18 protein-coding genes are annotated in these 14,393 nt (G+C 67.1%); 13 read left to right on the forward strand and 5 right to left on the reverse strand.

Annotated elements, in window-relative coordinates; genetic code table 11:
- The 8 genes from VL973_RS10700 to VL973_RS10735 all read left to right on the forward strand — a co-directional run.
- A partial coding sequence (locus VL973_RS10700) for an intermembrane phospholipid transport YdbH family protein (protein WP_325284008.1) occupies window positions 1-901 on the forward strand: 901 nt, incomplete at its 5' end.
- A 41-nt stretch (window positions 902-942) separates the two neighbouring features.
- On the forward strand, window positions 943-1,122 hold the full coding sequence (locus VL973_RS10705; protein ID WP_325284009.1) for a YnbE family lipoprotein: 180 nt from the start codon (window positions 943-945) through the stop codon (window positions 1,120-1,122).
- On the forward strand, window positions 1,122-1,496 hold the full coding sequence (locus tag VL973_RS10710) for a YdbL family probable chaperone protein (RefSeq protein ID WP_325284010.1): 375 nt from the start codon (window positions 1,122-1,124) through the stop codon (window positions 1,494-1,496). The genes VL973_RS10705 and VL973_RS10710 overlap by 1 nt, the downstream gene beginning before the upstream one ends.
- A 139-nt stretch (window positions 1,497-1,635) precedes the next feature.
- Window positions 1,636-1,947: an AtpZ/AtpI family protein gene (locus VL973_RS10715; RefSeq protein WP_325284011.1), complete on the forward strand. Its 312-nt coding sequence runs from the start codon at window positions 1,636-1,638 to the stop codon at window positions 1,945-1,947.
- A gap of 70 nt (window positions 1,948-2,017) precedes the next feature.
- Window positions 2,018-2,779, forward strand: coding sequence for a F0F1 ATP synthase subunit A (locus VL973_RS10720; protein ID WP_325284059.1), 762 nt, complete (start codon window positions 2,018-2,020; stop codon window positions 2,777-2,779).
- Window positions 2,780-2,825: 46 nt separating this feature from the next.
- Complete coding sequence (locus VL973_RS10725; protein ID WP_096343951.1) at window positions 2,826-3,053, forward strand: F0F1 ATP synthase subunit C; 228 nt, start codon at window positions 2,826-2,828, stop codon at window positions 3,051-3,053.
- A 59-nt stretch (window positions 3,054-3,112) separates the two neighbouring features.
- Window positions 3,113-3,604, forward strand: a complete 492-nt coding sequence (locus VL973_RS10730; protein WP_325284012.1) for a F0F1 ATP synthase subunit B family protein — start codon at window positions 3,113-3,115, stop codon at window positions 3,602-3,604.
- Window positions 3,597-4,256, forward strand: coding sequence for a F0F1 ATP synthase subunit B family protein (locus tag VL973_RS10735; RefSeq protein ID WP_325284013.1), 660 nt, complete (start codon window positions 3,597-3,599; stop codon window positions 4,254-4,256). The genes VL973_RS10730 and VL973_RS10735 overlap by 8 nt, the downstream gene beginning before the upstream one ends.
- 88 nt (window positions 4,257-4,344) lie before the next feature.
- Here the strand turns inward: VL973_RS10735 and VL973_RS10740 are convergent, their stop codons facing one another.
- Both VL973_RS10740 and VL973_RS10745 read right to left on the reverse strand, forming a co-directional pair.
- A complete protein-coding gene (locus VL973_RS10740) occupies window positions 4,345-4,875 on the reverse strand; it encodes a YceD family protein (protein WP_325284014.1) in 531 nt (176 codons plus the stop codon).
- Window positions 4,872-5,384, reverse strand: coding sequence for a ubiquinol-cytochrome C chaperone family protein (locus VL973_RS10745; protein WP_325284015.1), 513 nt, complete (start codon window positions 5,382-5,384; stop codon window positions 4,872-4,874). Before VL973_RS10745 ends, VL973_RS10740 begins: the two co-directional genes overlap by 4 nt.
- Before the next feature lie 121 nt (window positions 5,385-5,505).
- Here VL973_RS10745 and VL973_RS10750 point away from each other — a divergent pair, with 121 nt between their 5' ends.
- Both VL973_RS10750 and VL973_RS10755 read left to right on the forward strand, forming a co-directional pair.
- Entirely contained in the window at window positions 5,506-5,970 is a 465-nt protein-coding gene (locus VL973_RS10750) for an outer membrane protein assembly factor BamE (RefSeq protein ID WP_325284016.1), read from the forward strand.
- Between the two features lie 129 nt (window positions 5,971-6,099).
- Window positions 6,100-6,615, forward strand: a complete 516-nt coding sequence (locus VL973_RS10755; RefSeq protein ID WP_325284017.1) for an RcnB family protein — start codon at window positions 6,100-6,102, stop codon at window positions 6,613-6,615.
- Between the two features lie 213 nt (window positions 6,616-6,828).
- On the opposite strand, the gene VL973_RS10760 is transcribed toward VL973_RS10755, so the two are convergent.
- Both VL973_RS10760 and VL973_RS10765 read right to left on the reverse strand, forming a co-directional pair.
- Window positions 6,829-7,854: a hypothetical protein gene (locus VL973_RS10760; RefSeq protein WP_325284018.1), complete on the reverse strand. Its 1,026-nt coding sequence runs from the start codon at window positions 7,852-7,854 to the stop codon at window positions 6,829-6,831.
- Window positions 7,851-9,251, reverse strand: coding sequence for a glycosyl transferase family protein (locus tag VL973_RS10765; RefSeq protein ID WP_325284019.1), 1,401 nt, complete (start codon window positions 9,249-9,251; stop codon window positions 7,851-7,853). Before VL973_RS10765 ends, VL973_RS10760 begins: the two co-directional genes overlap by 4 nt.
- Window positions 9,252-9,401: 150 nt before the next feature.
- On the opposite strand from VL973_RS10765, the gene VL973_RS10770 reads away from it, so the two are divergent.
- Genes VL973_RS10770 through VL973_RS10780 form a run of 3 tightly spaced genes read left to right on the forward strand, consistent with a single transcriptional unit; the run spans window position 9,402 to window position 12,808 of the window.
- Window positions 9,402-10,316, forward strand: coding sequence for a sulfite exporter TauE/SafE family protein (locus VL973_RS10770; RefSeq protein WP_325284020.1), 915 nt, complete (start codon window positions 9,402-9,404; stop codon window positions 10,314-10,316).
- On the forward strand, window positions 10,313-11,080 hold the full coding sequence (locus VL973_RS10775; protein ID WP_325284021.1) for a TIGR02186 family protein: 768 nt from the start codon (window positions 10,313-10,315) through the stop codon (window positions 11,078-11,080). Before VL973_RS10770 ends, VL973_RS10775 begins: the two co-directional genes overlap by 4 nt.
- A 51-nt stretch (window positions 11,081-11,131) precedes the next feature.
- On the forward strand, window positions 11,132-12,808 hold the full coding sequence (locus VL973_RS10780) for an ATP-binding protein (RefSeq protein WP_325284022.1): 1,677 nt from the start codon (window positions 11,132-11,134) through the stop codon (window positions 12,806-12,808).
- Between the two features lie 16 nt (window positions 12,809-12,824).
- Here the strand turns inward: VL973_RS10780 and VL973_RS10785 are convergent, their stop codons facing one another.
- Window positions 12,825-14,327 carry a M23 family metallopeptidase gene (locus tag VL973_RS10785; protein ID WP_325284023.1) on the reverse strand — a complete coding sequence of 501 codons (1,503 nt, stop codon included), beginning with the start codon at window positions 14,325-14,327 and terminating at the stop codon, window positions 12,825-12,827.
- Window positions 14,328-14,393: the final 66 nt, after the last annotated feature.

Here is a 14,393-nt window from a genome sequence, read left to right on the forward strand (position 1 = left end):
GATCGCCGATGTGCGCGGCAGCGTGTCGGGCGCGGGCCATATCCGCTGGTCGCCGGACGGTGTGACCAGCGACGGCGTGTTCCGCACTGCGGGCACCGATCTTGCCGCCGCATTCGGTCCCGTCACCGGCCTGTCGGGCGAGATCCGCTTCACCGATTTGCTCGGCCTGAAAAGCGAAAGCGGGGTGGCGACGATCGCCAGCGTCAATCCGGGCATACCGGTCGAAAACGGGCAGGTCCGTTACCGGCTGATCGGCGATCAGAAGGTTCAGGTGGAGGGCGGTCGCTGGCCGTTCGCGAGCGGGGCGCTGACGCTCGACCCGACGGTGCTCGACCTGTCGACGGGCAAGGAACGGCGGCTGACCTTCCATGTCGAGGGGGTCGATGCCGCCGGCTTCCTCCAGCAGTTCGAGTTCGAGAATCTGAATGCGACCGGTACATTCGACGGCACGCTGCCGATGATCTTTGACGAGCGCGGCGGCCGGATCGAGAATGGGCGGCTGACGGTGCGGGAGGGGGGCGGCACGATCGCCTATGTCGGTGAAGTATCGCGCGAAAATCTGGGCACCTGGGGCAATCTGGCGTTCGGGGCGCTGAAGTCGCTGCGATATGAGCGCCTGAACCTGACGCTCAACGGCCCGCTGGATGGCGAGATGGTGACTGAAATCCGCTTTGCCGGCGTCAGCCAGGGGGAAGGGGCCAGCAGCAACTTCATCATCCGGCGCCTTGCCCGCCTGCCTTTGGTGTTCAACGTCACGGTTCGCGCGCCGTTTCGGCAACTGCTCGATTCGGTGCAGTCCTATTACGACCCCACGCGCCTGATCGAACGCAACCTGCCTGCGCTGATCGAGCAGCAGGAAAAGCGCGACGTTCAGCCCCCCGAAAGCGAGACCATGCCATGAGCGAAACAGGATTGATGCCGCCGATGAAAAGCGCGATTCGAATGCCCATGTTCAGGACGGTGGCGGTTTGCGTGGCGGCGGGCCTTGGCGGATGCGTGAATGTCAGCGCGCCTGACAAGCCGATCGTCATCAACCTGAACATCAGCATCACGCAGGAAGTGGTGTATAAGCTGGATGGCGAGGCGAAATCGCTGATCCAGCAAAATCCGGGGATATTCTGATGAAGCGCATGGTCATTTCGGCACTGGTTCTGGGGATCGCGACGCTCGGCGCGACGGTGGCCCATGCCCAGCGCGATCCAGCCTATGCCGCCGCGCGCGCCGCCGGGCAGGTGGGGGAACGGACCGACGGCTATCTGGGGATTGTCGGGTCGGCGACGCCGGACGTGCGCGCGCTGGTCAACAAGATCAACATCCAGCGCAAAGCTGCCTACACCCAGGGCGCGCAGGCGGGTTCGACCGTCGAACAGTTCGCGTTCGTGTCGGGGTGTAACCTGATCGCGCGCACCCAGCCGGGTGAAATGTATCAGGCGCCCGGCGGCAGCTGGAAAAAGCGCGGTGCCGGCGCGCCCGAGCGCGATCCGCGCTGCGTCTAGGCCACAGCGTTCCGCGACAATTCGTTGCGGGCGACCGGCCGGTTGACTTGACCGGCACCCGCCCGTAAGCGGCGCTTGCCTTGGCGGGCTTGCCGCTCGGCGGATGCATTTGCCCCGGCATTTCGAACGGGGAGAGCGCATGGCCGAAAACAAGCCCGGACCGGACCCCTTGCCCGAGGATGCGCGGCTCGAATCGCTCGATGAGCGGTTGCGGCGCGCGAACTCGCAGGAGGCACGGCGATCAGGCGAGGGGGCGTCCAACACGGATGGCTATCGCCTGGGCAATCGCGTGCTGGCCGAATTGATCGGCGGTATGGTCGGCGGTGCGGTGATCGGGTGGACGCTCGATTATTTTCTCGGCACCTCCCCGTGGCTCCTGCTCGTGCTGCTTGCCCTGGGCATTGTCAGCGCGTTCAGGAACATCATCAGGCTTTCTGGCAAGCGCCCGTAGTCACGGCTTCGGGCGCTTTGGTCAAATGGGAACGGCAGTGGCGGCTGAAGGACAAGGCACCATCGATCCGATGCACCAGTTCGAGGTGCAGTCGATCCACGATCTGTTCCAGATCGGTGGCCACACGATCGCGTTCACCAACTCGGCGCTGTACATGGTCGCCGCGCTGGTCGCGCTGTGGGCCTTCATGCTGATGGGCATGAAGCGTGAGCTGGTCCCCGGTCGCGGGCAGATGATGGTCGAGGGGTTCGTCGGCTTCATCGACAAGCTGCTGGCGCAGAATATCGGCCATGCCGGGCGCAAATATGTGCCCTATGTCTTCACGCTGTTCATGTTCATCCTGTTCGGCAACCTGATCGGCCTGCTGCCGCTGGGTCTGTTCCGGCTGCATCCGTTCACCTTCACAAGTCATTTCACGGTGACGGGCGTGCTGGCGATCATGAGCTTCTCGATCGTGCTGATCGTCGGCTTCGCCAAGCACGGTCTACGCTTCTTCAGCCTGTTCGCGCCCAAGGGCACGCCGATCCCCGTGCTGTTGCTGGTCGCGCCGATCGAGTTCGTGTCGTTCATGGTGCGCCCGTTCAGCCTGGCGCTGCGACTTTTCGTTGCGATGACCGCGGGACACATCCTGCTCAAGGTGCTGGCCAGCTTCGTCGTCAACGCCGCCAATGCGGGCGCGGGCATCGGCTTTGCCGTCGGCATCCCCAGTTTCGCGCTGATGGTCGGCGTGTCGGCGCTGGAAGTGTTGGTGGCGGGCGTGCAGGCCTATGTCTTTGCGCTGCTGACTTCGCTCTACATCAACGATGCCGAGCATTTGCACGACCATCACTGAGTTCCCGTTTACAACCTAACACACGTATTTCCCAAGGAGTTGAACAATGGAAGCTGACGCAATCAAGCTGCTGGGTGCCGGTCTCGCGGCAATCGGTGCGGGCCTAGCCGCGCTGGGCGTGGGCAATGTCTTCGCCGCATTCCTCGAAGGCGCGCTGCGTAATCCGTCGGCCGCCGCCGGTCAGCAGGGCAACATGTTCATCGGCTTCGCCGCCGCTGAACTGCTCGGCCTGCTGGCGTTCGTCGTGGCCGTTCTGCTGATCTTCGTCGCGTAACGTCACGCCGACGAACCGGGGCCGGCACATCGCCGGCCCCCTGATTGCAGGAAATCCAGATGCCTCAGATCGAACAGGTCGCCGCAACCTATGCGTCGCAGCTTTTCTGGCTGCTCGTGACGTTCGGCCTTGCATTTCTCATCGTCGGACGCGGCATGGTGCCGAAGGTCCAGTCGACGATGGATGCACGCGACAATCAGGTCGCTGCCGATCTGAAGGCAGCCGAAGCGGCGCGCGCGCAAGCCGATGCCGATGAGGCGAAGTGGCGTGCCGACGAAGACGCGGCCCGCGAACGCGCCCGCACCACGCTGGCCGCTGCCAAGGCCGAGGCCACGCAGGCGACCGAAGCGCGCCTCGCGGTATCGGACGCCGAACATGCCGCCCGCGTCGAAGCGGCGGAGGCACGGAACGCCGCCGCCAGCAACGCCGCCGCTGCCGAGATCGAAACCGTCGCCGCCGAAGCGACGCTCGACATCGTCGCGCGCCTGTCGGGCGCAACCGTCACCGAAGATGAGGCGCGTGGCGCCGTGAAGGCAGTGCTCCATGGCTAATGCACCCGCGCAGGGCGATGCGGCCGTCCAGACCGGCATCGAACCCAATGCCAATTATCAGGCCGAACTCGACGCCGCCGCGCATGGTGAGGGCATGGGGATGCCCGAAACCGGCGTCGACGCGATCGAGACGCATGGCGAAGCCGTGCCGCACAGCGACCCCACCGCGCTGTTCCTCGACCCCACGGGCTGGGTGTCGGCGGCGATGGCAGTGTTCATCCTGATCCTGTTGTGGAAGGGCGTGCCCCGGCTGATCGGGCGGATGCTCGACGGCCAGATCGCGGCGATTCGCGGTCGTCTGGACGAAGCCAAGGCGCTGCGTGCGGAGGCGGAAGCGCTCAAGGCCGAATATCAGCGCAAGCTTGCGACCGCCGAGGCCGATGCCGCCGCGATGGTCGCCCATGCCGAGGAAGAGGCGGTTGCCCTGCGCGCCAAGGCGGAGGCCGACGCCGCTGAATTGGTCCAGCGCCGCGCGCGCATGGCAGAGGACAAGATCGGCGCTGCCGAGCGTCAGGCGATTGCCGATATCCGCGTTCGCACCGCCGATGCCGCCGCAAAGGCAGCCGCATCGATCCTTGCCGAAAAACATGGTGCCGATGCCGACCGCGCGCTGGTCGACCGCACGATTGCGGGACTTGGCCGGCCGAACTGAACCGCCCGGTATCGATAAACAAAACGCGCGTCCGGGCCGGGCGCGCGTTTTGCATTTCAAGGGTGGCTGGCAGCGCGGCCGCGCGTCGTCACTCGCGCTTTGCCAGCTTGTCCTTCAACGCCGCCGCCAGCCCCGAAAGCGGCCCGGCCTCGCTTTCGGACAGCACGCCCGCTTCGCGAAGCACGGCATCGGCGCCGCGCGCGCGGGGAAAGGGGTCGAGCGCCAGCGCCATCGTCTGCGCGGCAGCTTCGCCAAGGTCGATGGCGCTGCCGGTGAAGAAGATCGTGTCGCAATCATCGGCGTCCAGCTCGACTTCCTCGGCCGCGTCGTCGCCGGGTTCCGGCAGGAACCGCACGGTGAACGCTTGATCGAGCGTGGCGGGCACGGCTTTGCCGGTTGCAACGCACGCCTGAACGACCTGTGCCTTGAACCGTCCCGACGCGATAATGCCTGCCGCATCGCGCCGGACGGCGAAATCGGCCTCGAGCTGGTCAAGCGACAACAGCGCGAATCGGCGGGCAAGTGCCTGACGCTCGGCAGTGTTGGCCTCGACACGGCTGCTGGCTTCCCCGGCGCCGATCTGGTCAAGGCGAAGCGGGCGCGAAAACTCGGGCGTCATGGCAGGTCTCCGGCGCGCAGTCGCTCGACGCTCACCCCGTCCAGCGCCGCGCGAAACGCGAGCAGCTTGTCGCGGCTATGGGCCAGCGAATCGGGTGCGGGCGCGGTGCCGCGATAGATATTGCGGATCATCGCGCCGTCGATATCGCCACCGGTCATGCCGTCGCGATACGCGCCCAGCCGTCCGCCCAGCATCCCCATCATCCGGCCGACATGCTTGCCGACCATGATGTCGCCGACGCCCTGCTGGCGCAGTTGCCCATCCATGTCGTCGATGAAGCATTCGGCCAGCGATGCCGACAATGTCGCCGCGCTTTCCGCATCCTGTTCGAGTCGCAGCAGCACCATGGTCAGCACCGCCGCCACCATGTCGAACCGCCCGTCGATCGTGTCGGGCACGCCACCGGCCTGATACCAGTGCGGCTGGCGGGCGCGGGCGACGAGGGCATTGTATAGCGGCTCGCCCTCGCGGGCGGGTGTCGAGCCGAAAAGGCGTTGCAGCAGTCCCATCGGGTTCCTTGATCGTCGCGCGGCCTTGTTTGGCGTGCGCTGCGCGCATATTGAGGCGCATCGCGTCCGATGCAATCGGCAATGGGCGCGCGTGAGTGAAGTCGAGTTCAGGAGATTTTCGATGGCGCCGTCCGGTCCCCGTGCGATCGCATCGTTGCTGGCCCTTTCGCTGGCGGCGTCGGCGTGCGCGCCGCTGAAAAGCCATCAGGGTTATGTCGTCGATGCCGACCTCATCAATTCGGTGCAGCCGGGCGTCGACAATCGCGACTCGGTGCTGCGGACGCTGGGTAAGCCCACATTGACCGGCCAGTTCGATCAGGGCGAATGGTATTATGTGTCGCGCGACAGCCGCAACTATGCCTTCAACAATCCTGATCCGAATGCCCAGACGACGATCCGCATCCGGTTCGACGACAACGACAACGTTGCGTCGATCGACCGCATGGGCCTGGAGCAGGTGGCGGAAGTCAGCCCCACGCAGAAGAAGACCCCGACCCTGGGTCGCGAGCGCGGCTTCTTTCAGGAATTGTTCGGCAATATCGGCACTGTCGGCGCGCCCGGCGCCGGTGCGCCCGGCGGCCCCTGATCCTTTCGCAACGCTGACTTGACCGTTCCCGCGCCGTTCAGTGGCGCGGCGCCATGAATGGCTCCAGCACGGACGACCCCACCGGCGAGTGCCGGCGTCGTTCGAGAGCAGGAACATGGAGGACAAGTGATGCGTAAGCTGATGACCACCGTTTTGATGGCTGCCGTCGCGATCCCGTCGCTGGCGGTTCCCGGCATCGCCAGCGCCCAGTCGTGGCGCGAGGTCGAGCGCAGCCGACGCGACGTTCGCGAGGAACGGCGCGAGCTTCGTCAGGCGCAGCGTTACGGCGACCGACGTGACGTCCGCCGCGAACAGCGCGATGTGCGTGATGCGCGCCGCGATTTGCGGCAGGACCGCCGCGACTATCGCTGGGGCCGCAACGACTGGCGCGACTGGCGCAACCGCAATGGCGCGCTGTATGCGCGTGGCAATTGGCGCGCGCCCTTCCGCTATAATCGCTGGCGCCCCGGCGTGCGGATCGCACCGGTTTATTATGGCCAGCGCTACTGGATCAACGATCCCTATCGCTATCACTTGCCGCCGGTTCGCGGGAACCAGCGTTGGGTGCGGCATTATGACGATGTGCTGCTGATCGATCGCCGCCGCGGCGTTGTAGTCGATGTCATCAGCGGTTTCTGGCGCTGACGACAGGGCGGGCGGACTGAAATCCGCCCTGCACACGGGTTAACCGGGGGACCCGGTCGGCAGGATGCCGGCCGGGTTTCGCGTATCGGCCCCGATTGGCCGCGCCGCGATACGCGGACGACGCGGCCGGTGCGCGACAGGCACCGGTCCCGAAAGGGGGAAAGGGACCATTTCGCAAACGCCCTGCCGCGCCGTTGGTTCGGTCGCCTGCCGTTAGAAATCGCTGCCCAGCGTCAGGGCCGGACCCGAACCGGGTTCGGCGGCGCCCGCCAGCCGCTGTCGCCAGTCGAGCGACAGGCGCAGCGCGCGCGGTCCCACGGGCACGCGGACGGCCAGCGACGGGCCGATATCCAGCCGCCCGGCATCGCGCTGCACTGCGCCCCAGGCACCCAGTCCGATCGTCCATGCCTCGGTCGCATCGATCGAGGCGGCGAGTCGTAGCGCGCCGTCGGCGAACGGCTCGACCCGGCTGTCGCGCAGCACGCCGCCAGCCTGGCCATAGCCTTCGAGCGAGAAGCCGGAGAGGATCGGGGCCGGGTCGATCCCTGCCACCGCCATGATCGTCGGCCCGCCCGGCGATCCGTCCAGCCCGACCCGCTGCTCGGCGATCAGCGCGACCGGTGCAAGGATCGGGCGCCATTCGACGCCCATACCCAGTTCAGCCCCGCGACCGCGCAGCGGCGTCGATGCGCGCGCCGACAGCGCGATCCGCCGCGACGCGCCCAGGGCATAGCGGAGCCGGACACCGGCCTGCGATCCACCCAATTGCCCGCCCGGTCCCAATCCGTCGCCGCGCCCCCCGCGCAATGCCAGCCACCCCGTGCCGGACAGACGCGGCCTGTCGGGCGCCGCCGTCGGCATGGACGCCGGGTCGGCCGGAGGCGGGTCGGCAGCGGGCGCGAAAGGGGCGATCAGCGTGCGGGGGGCGTCCCGCTGTTGCCGGTCAAAGCCGATCCGGCCAAGCAGCGCCAGCACTTGCTCGTGATCGATGGCCTCGCGCCGCCGTGTTCTTCCGGCAGTGCGTGCGGGCGGGGGTGTGCGGATCACGCCGTTGTCCGGCCGCAGGTCCAGCAGGCGTGGCGGCAGTGATTCCAGCGCAAACGCCGATGCCGCTGCCCGGGGTGCGATCAGGCGCGGCAATTGCGCGGCTTCGGGCAGCAACAGCGCGGCGCGAAGCACGATCCAACCGCCCAGCACCATGCCCAGAAATCGCAGCGGACGGCCGCGTGCGTCGCTCATTCGGGCATCTGGCGCGGGTCGGGGAAATGATGCGCGGTCTTGTCCCATTCCAGCTTTGCGCCGCGCAGCAACCCGACATAACGGAACATCGCGCGCCGCGCGGCGAGCAGCGCGATATAGTTGGCGACCACCATGCGCGGGATCGACCATATCGCTTCGACCCGGCCATAGGCAGCCGCGACAAAGGCAACCCGCATCGCGATGCGCCACGCCAGGAAACCCGCGTTCACGCCCAGCAGCCAGCTCAACGCCGGCCCGATCGGCTGCCCGGCATCGCCGCGCCACCAGTGGATAGCGGCCAGTGCCGCCCACCCGACCAGCGCGAGATAGGCGACCGCCAGCACCAGCACGGACAGGATGGCGCGACGGTCGCGCATCCGCATCCAGTGGTCGCCCAGCGCCATCATGCGGCCCCAGCCGGTGCGATCCCATCCGGCAAGGGCGATGCCGGTCATCCAGCGTGCCTTTTGCCGGATCGCGGCATCGATGCGCGCGGGGAAATAGGCACGCACGGCAACCGGCGGCCCACCGGGCGATTCCGCCACCCGGGCAAAGGCGGCGCGCCCGCCCAGCCGCCCGATCATCAGGCCCAGCTCATAATCCTCGGTCAGCGAATCGGGGTCGAACGGCGCGCCGCCACGCAGGCTGGCGATGCGCCCCAGCATATCGCGGTCGATCGCGCAGCCGACGCCCGCCAGCGGCATTGCCGCGCCCAGCGTCTGGCGCACCAGCATCTGCTTGGCATGGGATTCGCAGAATTCGTCGGCATAATGCCCCGCCACCAGCCGCGATTGGCGATCGAGCAGCGGCAGCACGGGCAACTGGACGACATCGGCCCCGCGCCCCAGCAGTCGGGCATAGACCGCCAGTTCATGGCGGTGCGCGACGTCCTCCGCATCGTGCAGGACGACCGCCAGCGTCCCGGTCGTGTCGCCGACTTCATCGGCCAGCAACGCGTGCCACAGCGTGTTGAGGCAATGGGCCTTGGTCGTCGGTCCGGGCGCATCGCCGATCACCAGCCTGATGCGCGGCTCGCATTCGGCGACGGCCGCCACTGCGTCGATCGTCGCGCGGTCATTGGGATAGGTGCCGACATAGATGCGCCAGTCGGGATGGTCGAACCGCGCCCCGGCCGTGTTCAGCATGGCGCCGATGACCGCGCTTTCGTCCCATGCGGGGACGAACACCGCGATACGGCCGGTGCGATCCGGCGGCGGCAGGTCGGCGAGCGTCGGCGTGCCGATGCCACGCGCCCACAGGCCCGCGCGGCGGAACAGATAGAGTGAATCGACCAGGAAATCGTCGAACCCCCCGATCGCAAAGCCGATCGCGGCGAACAGCATCGCTTCGTGCGCGGCCGCATCGGCGAACGCCAGCAGCCAATCCCCCTGTGTCAAACGGCCTGCCCCAACCGATTCGAACGCGTTGCACCATTCGACGCAAGCGAACGAAAAACAAGTGACTGTCGTAACCGGCTTAATCGGGGAAGGCGGTTTTCTTTCGTCCCCGGCTGGCCTAGCAGGGGCGACCAGTCGCGCGGGATGTCGATGGACCTTTATCTTCCGATCGCAAATCTGTCGGTCAATGCGCTGGTCATCATCGCATTGGGTTTCGGCGTGGGCTGGCTGTCGGGCATGTTCGGCGTCGGCGGCGGGTTTCTGACGACACCGCTGCTGATCTTCTACGGCATTCCCCCGACCGTCGCCGCCGCGTCGGCCGCCAGCCAGGTGACGGGGGCCAGCGTGTCCGGCATGTTCGCCCATGCCCGGCGCAAGGGTGTCGATTATCATATGGGCGGGGTGATGGTCGTCGGCGGCGTGCTCGGCTCGCTGCTGGGCGCCTGGCTGTTCGAAGTGCTGCGCGCCAGCGGCCTGATCGATACGGTGATCGCGGTCCTGTATGTGCTGATGCTGGGGTCGGTCGGCGGACTGATGTTCCGCGAATCGCTCGGTGCGATGCGGGCGGGAAAACGGGGGCAGGTGGTGCGCGTTGCCCGGCGGCGTCATCATCCGCTGATCGCCGCCCTGCCGTTTCGCTGGCGCTTCTATCGCTCGGGCCTCTACATTTCCCCGCTCGGCCCGTTTCTGCTGGGCGTGATGACCGGCGTGCTGACGATGCTGCTGGGCGTCGGCGGGGGCTTCTTTCTCGTGCCGGCGATGATCTATCTGCTCGGCATGGGCGCGCAGGTGGTGGTGGGGACCAGCCTGTTCCAGATTCTGTTCACGACCGCCGCGGCGACCATGGTCCATGCAACGACGACGCGCGCGGTCGATATCGTGCTGGCGGTGCTGCTGCTGATCGGGTCGGTGGCGGGCGCGCAACTGGGCACCCGGTTCGCGTCGCGCATGAAGCCCGAACAACTCCGCTTCGCGCTGGCGCTGATCGTGCTGGCGGTTGCAATCCGCATGGCGCTGGGTCTCGGATGGCGGCCAGACGAGATTTATACGGTCGACCTGGCATGATCCGCTGGCGTCGTCTTGCCGCGATGTTGCTGGCGCCGCTGATGATGGCGCAGAGTGGCGACGCGCCCATCCTGGTGCCCGACGCGTCGCAGCGCGAGATCGAGATCATCTACAGCTTCACCGGCGCCGACCTGCTCCTGTTCGGCGCCATCCTCTATCCCGACCGCCGCGCGGCGGAACGGCCCGCTGATATCGTGGTGGTGGTGAAAGGCCCCAGCCAGTCGGTGCGGATGCGCGAGAAACAGAAGGTCGCCGGCATGTGGGTCAATGCCGAATCGATGCGTTATCGATCGGCCCCCTCCTTCTACGCGATCGCGTCGTCCCGTCCGGTGGACCGGATCGTGGATGAGCGCACGCGCGCCATCTACGAACTGGGTCTCGACAGCCTGCAATTGTCGCCGATCGGCAGCGAGCCGGCCGATGTTCAGTCGCGCTTCGTCAAGGGGCTGGTCGACCTACGCCGCCGATCGGGCCTGTATGTCGAGGCGCCGGGCGCGGTCGAGATCACCGACGGCGTGCTGTATCGCGCCCGAATCGCCATTCCCGCGCGCGTGCCGGTGGGGCGGTTCACCGCCGAGACGTTCCTGATCCGTGATGGCCGCGTGCTGGCGGCGGCGGTGCGGGAAATCGACATCCGCAAATCGGGGTTCGAGCGCTTTGTCGCCGCTGCCGCCCAAAATCACGGCGTCCTCTATGGTCTGATCGCGGTCGCCTTGTCGGTCGCGTTCGGCTGGGCGGCGGGGGCGATCTGGCGGCGTATCTAGGGCGTTGCGAGCGAACGTAAAATTTACCTCCATTCCGGTAACGCCAACATCATGGATGGTGCAGCGTTCGCACGGGCAGAACATAGCCCCTCATCGCCGGGTTCCGACCGGGTATCGGCGGTCATTTCGGGCAGCGGTGCGCGGCCGATCGGCCTTGTCACCGATATTTCGGGCGCCGACAGCGGCGTCACCTTTGACCGCGCGGCGGTCGAGGCGCTGGCGGAGGAAAGCGATCCCACGCTGGCGAGCGCCGCGCGGGTCGGCAGCCTGGTCAAGATCCGCAGCGGCGCGCACTGGCTGATCGCCAGCGTCCGCAACCTGAAACTGACCGCCGACGGCCATGCCGACATCGCCGCCCGGATCGACTTTCTGGGTGAGGGGGAGGAGGAACGGCTGACCGGCAAGCTCTATCGCTTCCGCCGGGGCGTCACCAATTATCCGACGCCCGGCGCTCCGGTCTATCCGGTGGCGACCGGCGACCTGCATCAGATTTACGCCACCGACGACCGGGCCAATGTGCGGATCGGGACCGTTTACCCCACGCGCGACATTCCGGCCTCGCTGTATATCGACGCGCTGCTGGGCAAGCATTTCGCGCTGCTCGGCTCGACCGGCACCGGCAAGTCGACTGCGGCCGCGCTGATCCTGCACCGCATCTGTCAGTCCGCGCCGCATGGGCATATCGTGATGATCGACCCGCATGGCGAATATGCCGCGGCGTTCGCCACGACGGGCGCGATCTATGACGTCGGCAATCTGTCGATGCCTTATTGGCTGATGAACTTCGACGAACATTGCGAGGTGTTCGTGACCAGCACCGGATCGCAGCGACAGGTCGATGCCGACATCCTCGCGAAATGCCTGCTTGCCGCGCGGGCAAAGAACCGGCTTGCGACCGATGTAAAGCTGACCGTCGATTCACCGATCCCCTATCTGCTCAGCGACCTGACCGCGCTGGTGCAGGCCGAAATGGGCAAGATGGACCGCGCGGGCGACACCGCCCCCTATCTGCGCCTGAAGACCAAGATCGAAGAGATCAGGAACGATCCCCGTTATGCCTTCATGTTCTCCGGCATGTTGGTGGCCGATACCATGGCGACGTTCATCCAGCGCATTTTCCGTATGCCCGCCGACGGGCGACCGATCTCGGTCATCGACGTGTCGGGCGTGCCGTCGGAAATCACGACCGTCGTGGTCGCGGTGCTCAGCCGGATGGTGTTCGATTTCGCCATCTGGTCGCGCGGAGAGGCGCTGCGCCCGATCCTGCTGGTGTGCGAGGAAGCGCACCGATATGTCCCCAACGACAAGCAGGCCGACGCATCGTCGGTCGGCCGCATTCTGAGCCGCATCGCCAAGGAAGGGCGCAAATATGGCGTATCGCTGGGCCTGATTACCCAGCGTCCGTCGGACCTTGCCGAAGGGGTGCTGTCGCAATGCGGCACCATCATCTCGATGCGCCTGAACAACGACCGCGACCAGGCATTCGTCCGCGCGGCCATGCCGGAGGGCGCGCGCGGCTTTCTCGACGCGATCCCGGCGCTTCGCAACCGCGAATGCATCATCTGCGGCGAAGGCGTGGCGACACCGATCCGGCTGGTCTTCGACGATCTGGAAGAATCGCGCCGCCCGGCATCGGCCGACCCGTCGTTCAGCAGCCTGTGGAAGCAGGGCGGCAACGAAGCGGCGCTGGCGCGCACCATCCGACGCTGGCGCAGCCAGCGGCACTGACGCCGCGCGGGGGTCGTCAGTCCTGGGCGGGTGAGGCCGCGCGTGTGCTGCCGACCGGCACTTGCATCAGCCTGGACACCTGGCTGCGGAAATCGGACAGGTCACGGCCCGACAATTGCGATGTCGTCGTAAAGCTGACCGATGTCGGGTTGATCGGTGTGCCGTTGCGCCACAATTCATAGTGCAAATGCGGACCGGTCGACAGGCCGGTCGAACCGACATAGCCGATCACCTCGCCCCGGCTGACCCGCTCGCCACGGCGCACGGCGATGCGGCTCATATGACCATATCCGGTCGCCAGTCCGCCGCCATGGACCAGCTTGACGAAATTGCCATAGCCGCCATTGCGGCCGGCAAAGCCGACCACGCCGTCGGTCGCGGCGCGGATCGGGCTGCCATGCGGGGCGGCGAAGTCCATGCCCTTGTGCAGGCGACGGAAACCCAGCACCGGATGGCGGCGCCAGCCAAAGCCCGACGACACGCGCGCCGAAACCGGCATCGCCATCATCCCCTTGCGCTCACCCACGCCGCGTGGATCGAACCATTGGGTGCGGCCGTCGCGTTCCCACCGCACCAGCCGCGTTTCGCGCTCACCCTGACGGATCGCGGCGTAAAGCAGCTTGCCCTGCCGGACTTCGCCGGTCGCGGCGCGATCCTGTTCGACGATCAGGTCATATTCGTCGTCGCTGCCGATGCGCGACATCGGCACGCGTGTCGCCAATTGGCGAAGGAAGCTCTCCACCACCTTGGCCGGCGCACCGGCGGCGCGGGCCGAGCGATACAGGCTGCCGCCCACGCGTCCGCGAATGCGAAGCGGGGTCGAATCGATGGCGATCCGCATCGGCTTCAACGCAAAGGCGCCGTCCTGCCGCACCATCTCCAGCGCCAGGTCAAAGCGCGCGCGGAACGACAGCCGGTCGAGCGGGCGCGGCACGTCGCGGCTGGCGCGGCGGCCGAGCGTCAGGTCGATCCGCGTGCCCGCCGGAATATCGGTCAGCGGCACGGCTTCGGCCACCAAAGCGGCGGCGCGATCGGCCTCAGCCGCGCTCACCCCGCTGCGGCGCAGCGTGCGGGCAAGTGCCTGACCGCCGGTCAGCGTGGCCGACAGGGCCAGCGTCGGCCGCTCGGGCGTGTCGGCGAGGGGGGAGACCGCGCTGGTCGCGCCGATCCGCCGGCCGCTGGTCGCGCCAAAGGCGAGCGGGGCGATCGATTGCGACGCCAGTTCCTCACGATCGGTGGAGGGCAGGGGGGTGGCGGTGCGGTCGTGGATCGGGCGGTCCAGATCGGGGGCCAGCGCCAGCGTCAGCGCGCACAGCCCCAAACACGTCGCGGCGCCGCACGCCCAGGTGCGCGATCCGATATCGCTGCCCAGGTCGACCACCGGGTCGAAGCGCGACAGGCGGTCGCGCAGAATATCGATGCGGGTCGGGGGTGGCAGCGCCAGTGCGCGGGCACGCCCCATCGTGCGGGTTCCGGTGCCCGATCCGTCAAGCCATTGCTGGTCGTCGTTCAGAAACAAGTCGGTGCGGCCCCCGCCGTCCGGCCATCCCGGCCATGTCCGCCGGGGTGTGACGGACAAATGCTA

The sequence above is a fragment of the Sphingomonas sp. genome (genome assembly GCF_035490575.1).
In the GTDB taxonomy this organism is placed as follows: domain Bacteria; phylum Pseudomonadota; class Alphaproteobacteria; order Sphingomonadales; family Sphingomonadaceae; genus Sphingomonas.

What these genes read in the sequence shown, in the direction of transcription:
- VL973_RS10755 (WP_325284017.1), top strand. Translation starts at nt 6,100, where the DNA reads ATGCGTAAGCTGATGACCACCGTTTTGATGGCTGCCGTCGCGATCCCG.
- VL973_RS10705 (WP_325284009.1), top strand. Translation starts at nt 943, where the DNA reads ATGCCCATGTTCAGGACGGTGGCGGTTTGCGTGGCGGCGGGCCTTGGC.
- VL973_RS10750 (WP_325284016.1), top strand. Translation starts at nt 5,506, where the DNA reads ATGGCGCCGTCCGGTCCCCGTGCGATCGCATCGTTGCTGGCCCTTTCG.
- VL973_RS10725 (WP_096343951.1), top strand. Translation starts at nt 2,826, where the DNA reads ATGGAAGCTGACGCAATCAAGCTGCTGGGTGCCGGTCTCGCGGCAATC.
- VL973_RS10730 (WP_325284012.1), top strand. Translation starts at nt 3,113, where the DNA reads ATGCCTCAGATCGAACAGGTCGCCGCAACCTATGCGTCGCAGCTTTTC.
- VL973_RS10745 (WP_325284015.1), bottom strand. Translation starts at nt 5,384, where the DNA reads ATGGGACTGCTGCAACGCCTTTTCGGCTCGACACCCGCCCGCGAGGGC.
- VL973_RS10760 (WP_325284018.1), bottom strand. Translation starts at nt 7,854, where the DNA reads ATGAGCGACGCACGCGGCCGTCCGCTGCGATTTCTGGGCATGGTGCTG.
- VL973_RS10740 (WP_325284014.1), bottom strand. Translation starts at nt 4,875, where the DNA reads ATGACGCCCGAGTTTTCGCGCCCGCTTCGCCTTGACCAGATCGGCGCC.
- VL973_RS10735 (WP_325284013.1), top strand. Translation starts at nt 3,597, where the DNA reads ATGGCTAATGCACCCGCGCAGGGCGATGCGGCCGTCCAGACCGGCATC.
- VL973_RS10780 (WP_325284022.1), top strand. Translation starts at nt 11,132, where the DNA reads ATGGATGGTGCAGCGTTCGCACGGGCAGAACATAGCCCCTCATCGCCG.
- VL973_RS10770 (WP_325284020.1), top strand. Translation starts at nt 9,402, where the DNA reads ATGGACCTTTATCTTCCGATCGCAAATCTGTCGGTCAATGCGCTGGTC.
- VL973_RS10710 (WP_325284010.1), top strand. Translation starts at nt 1,122, where the DNA reads ATGAAGCGCATGGTCATTTCGGCACTGGTTCTGGGGATCGCGACGCTC.
- VL973_RS10775 (WP_325284021.1), top strand. Translation starts at nt 10,313, where the DNA reads ATGATCCGCTGGCGTCGTCTTGCCGCGATGTTGCTGGCGCCGCTGATG.
- VL973_RS10720 (WP_325284059.1), top strand. Translation starts at nt 2,018, where the DNA reads ATGCACCAGTTCGAGGTGCAGTCGATCCACGATCTGTTCCAGATCGGT.
- VL973_RS10715 (WP_325284011.1), top strand. Translation starts at nt 1,636, where the DNA reads ATGGCCGAAAACAAGCCCGGACCGGACCCCTTGCCCGAGGATGCGCGG.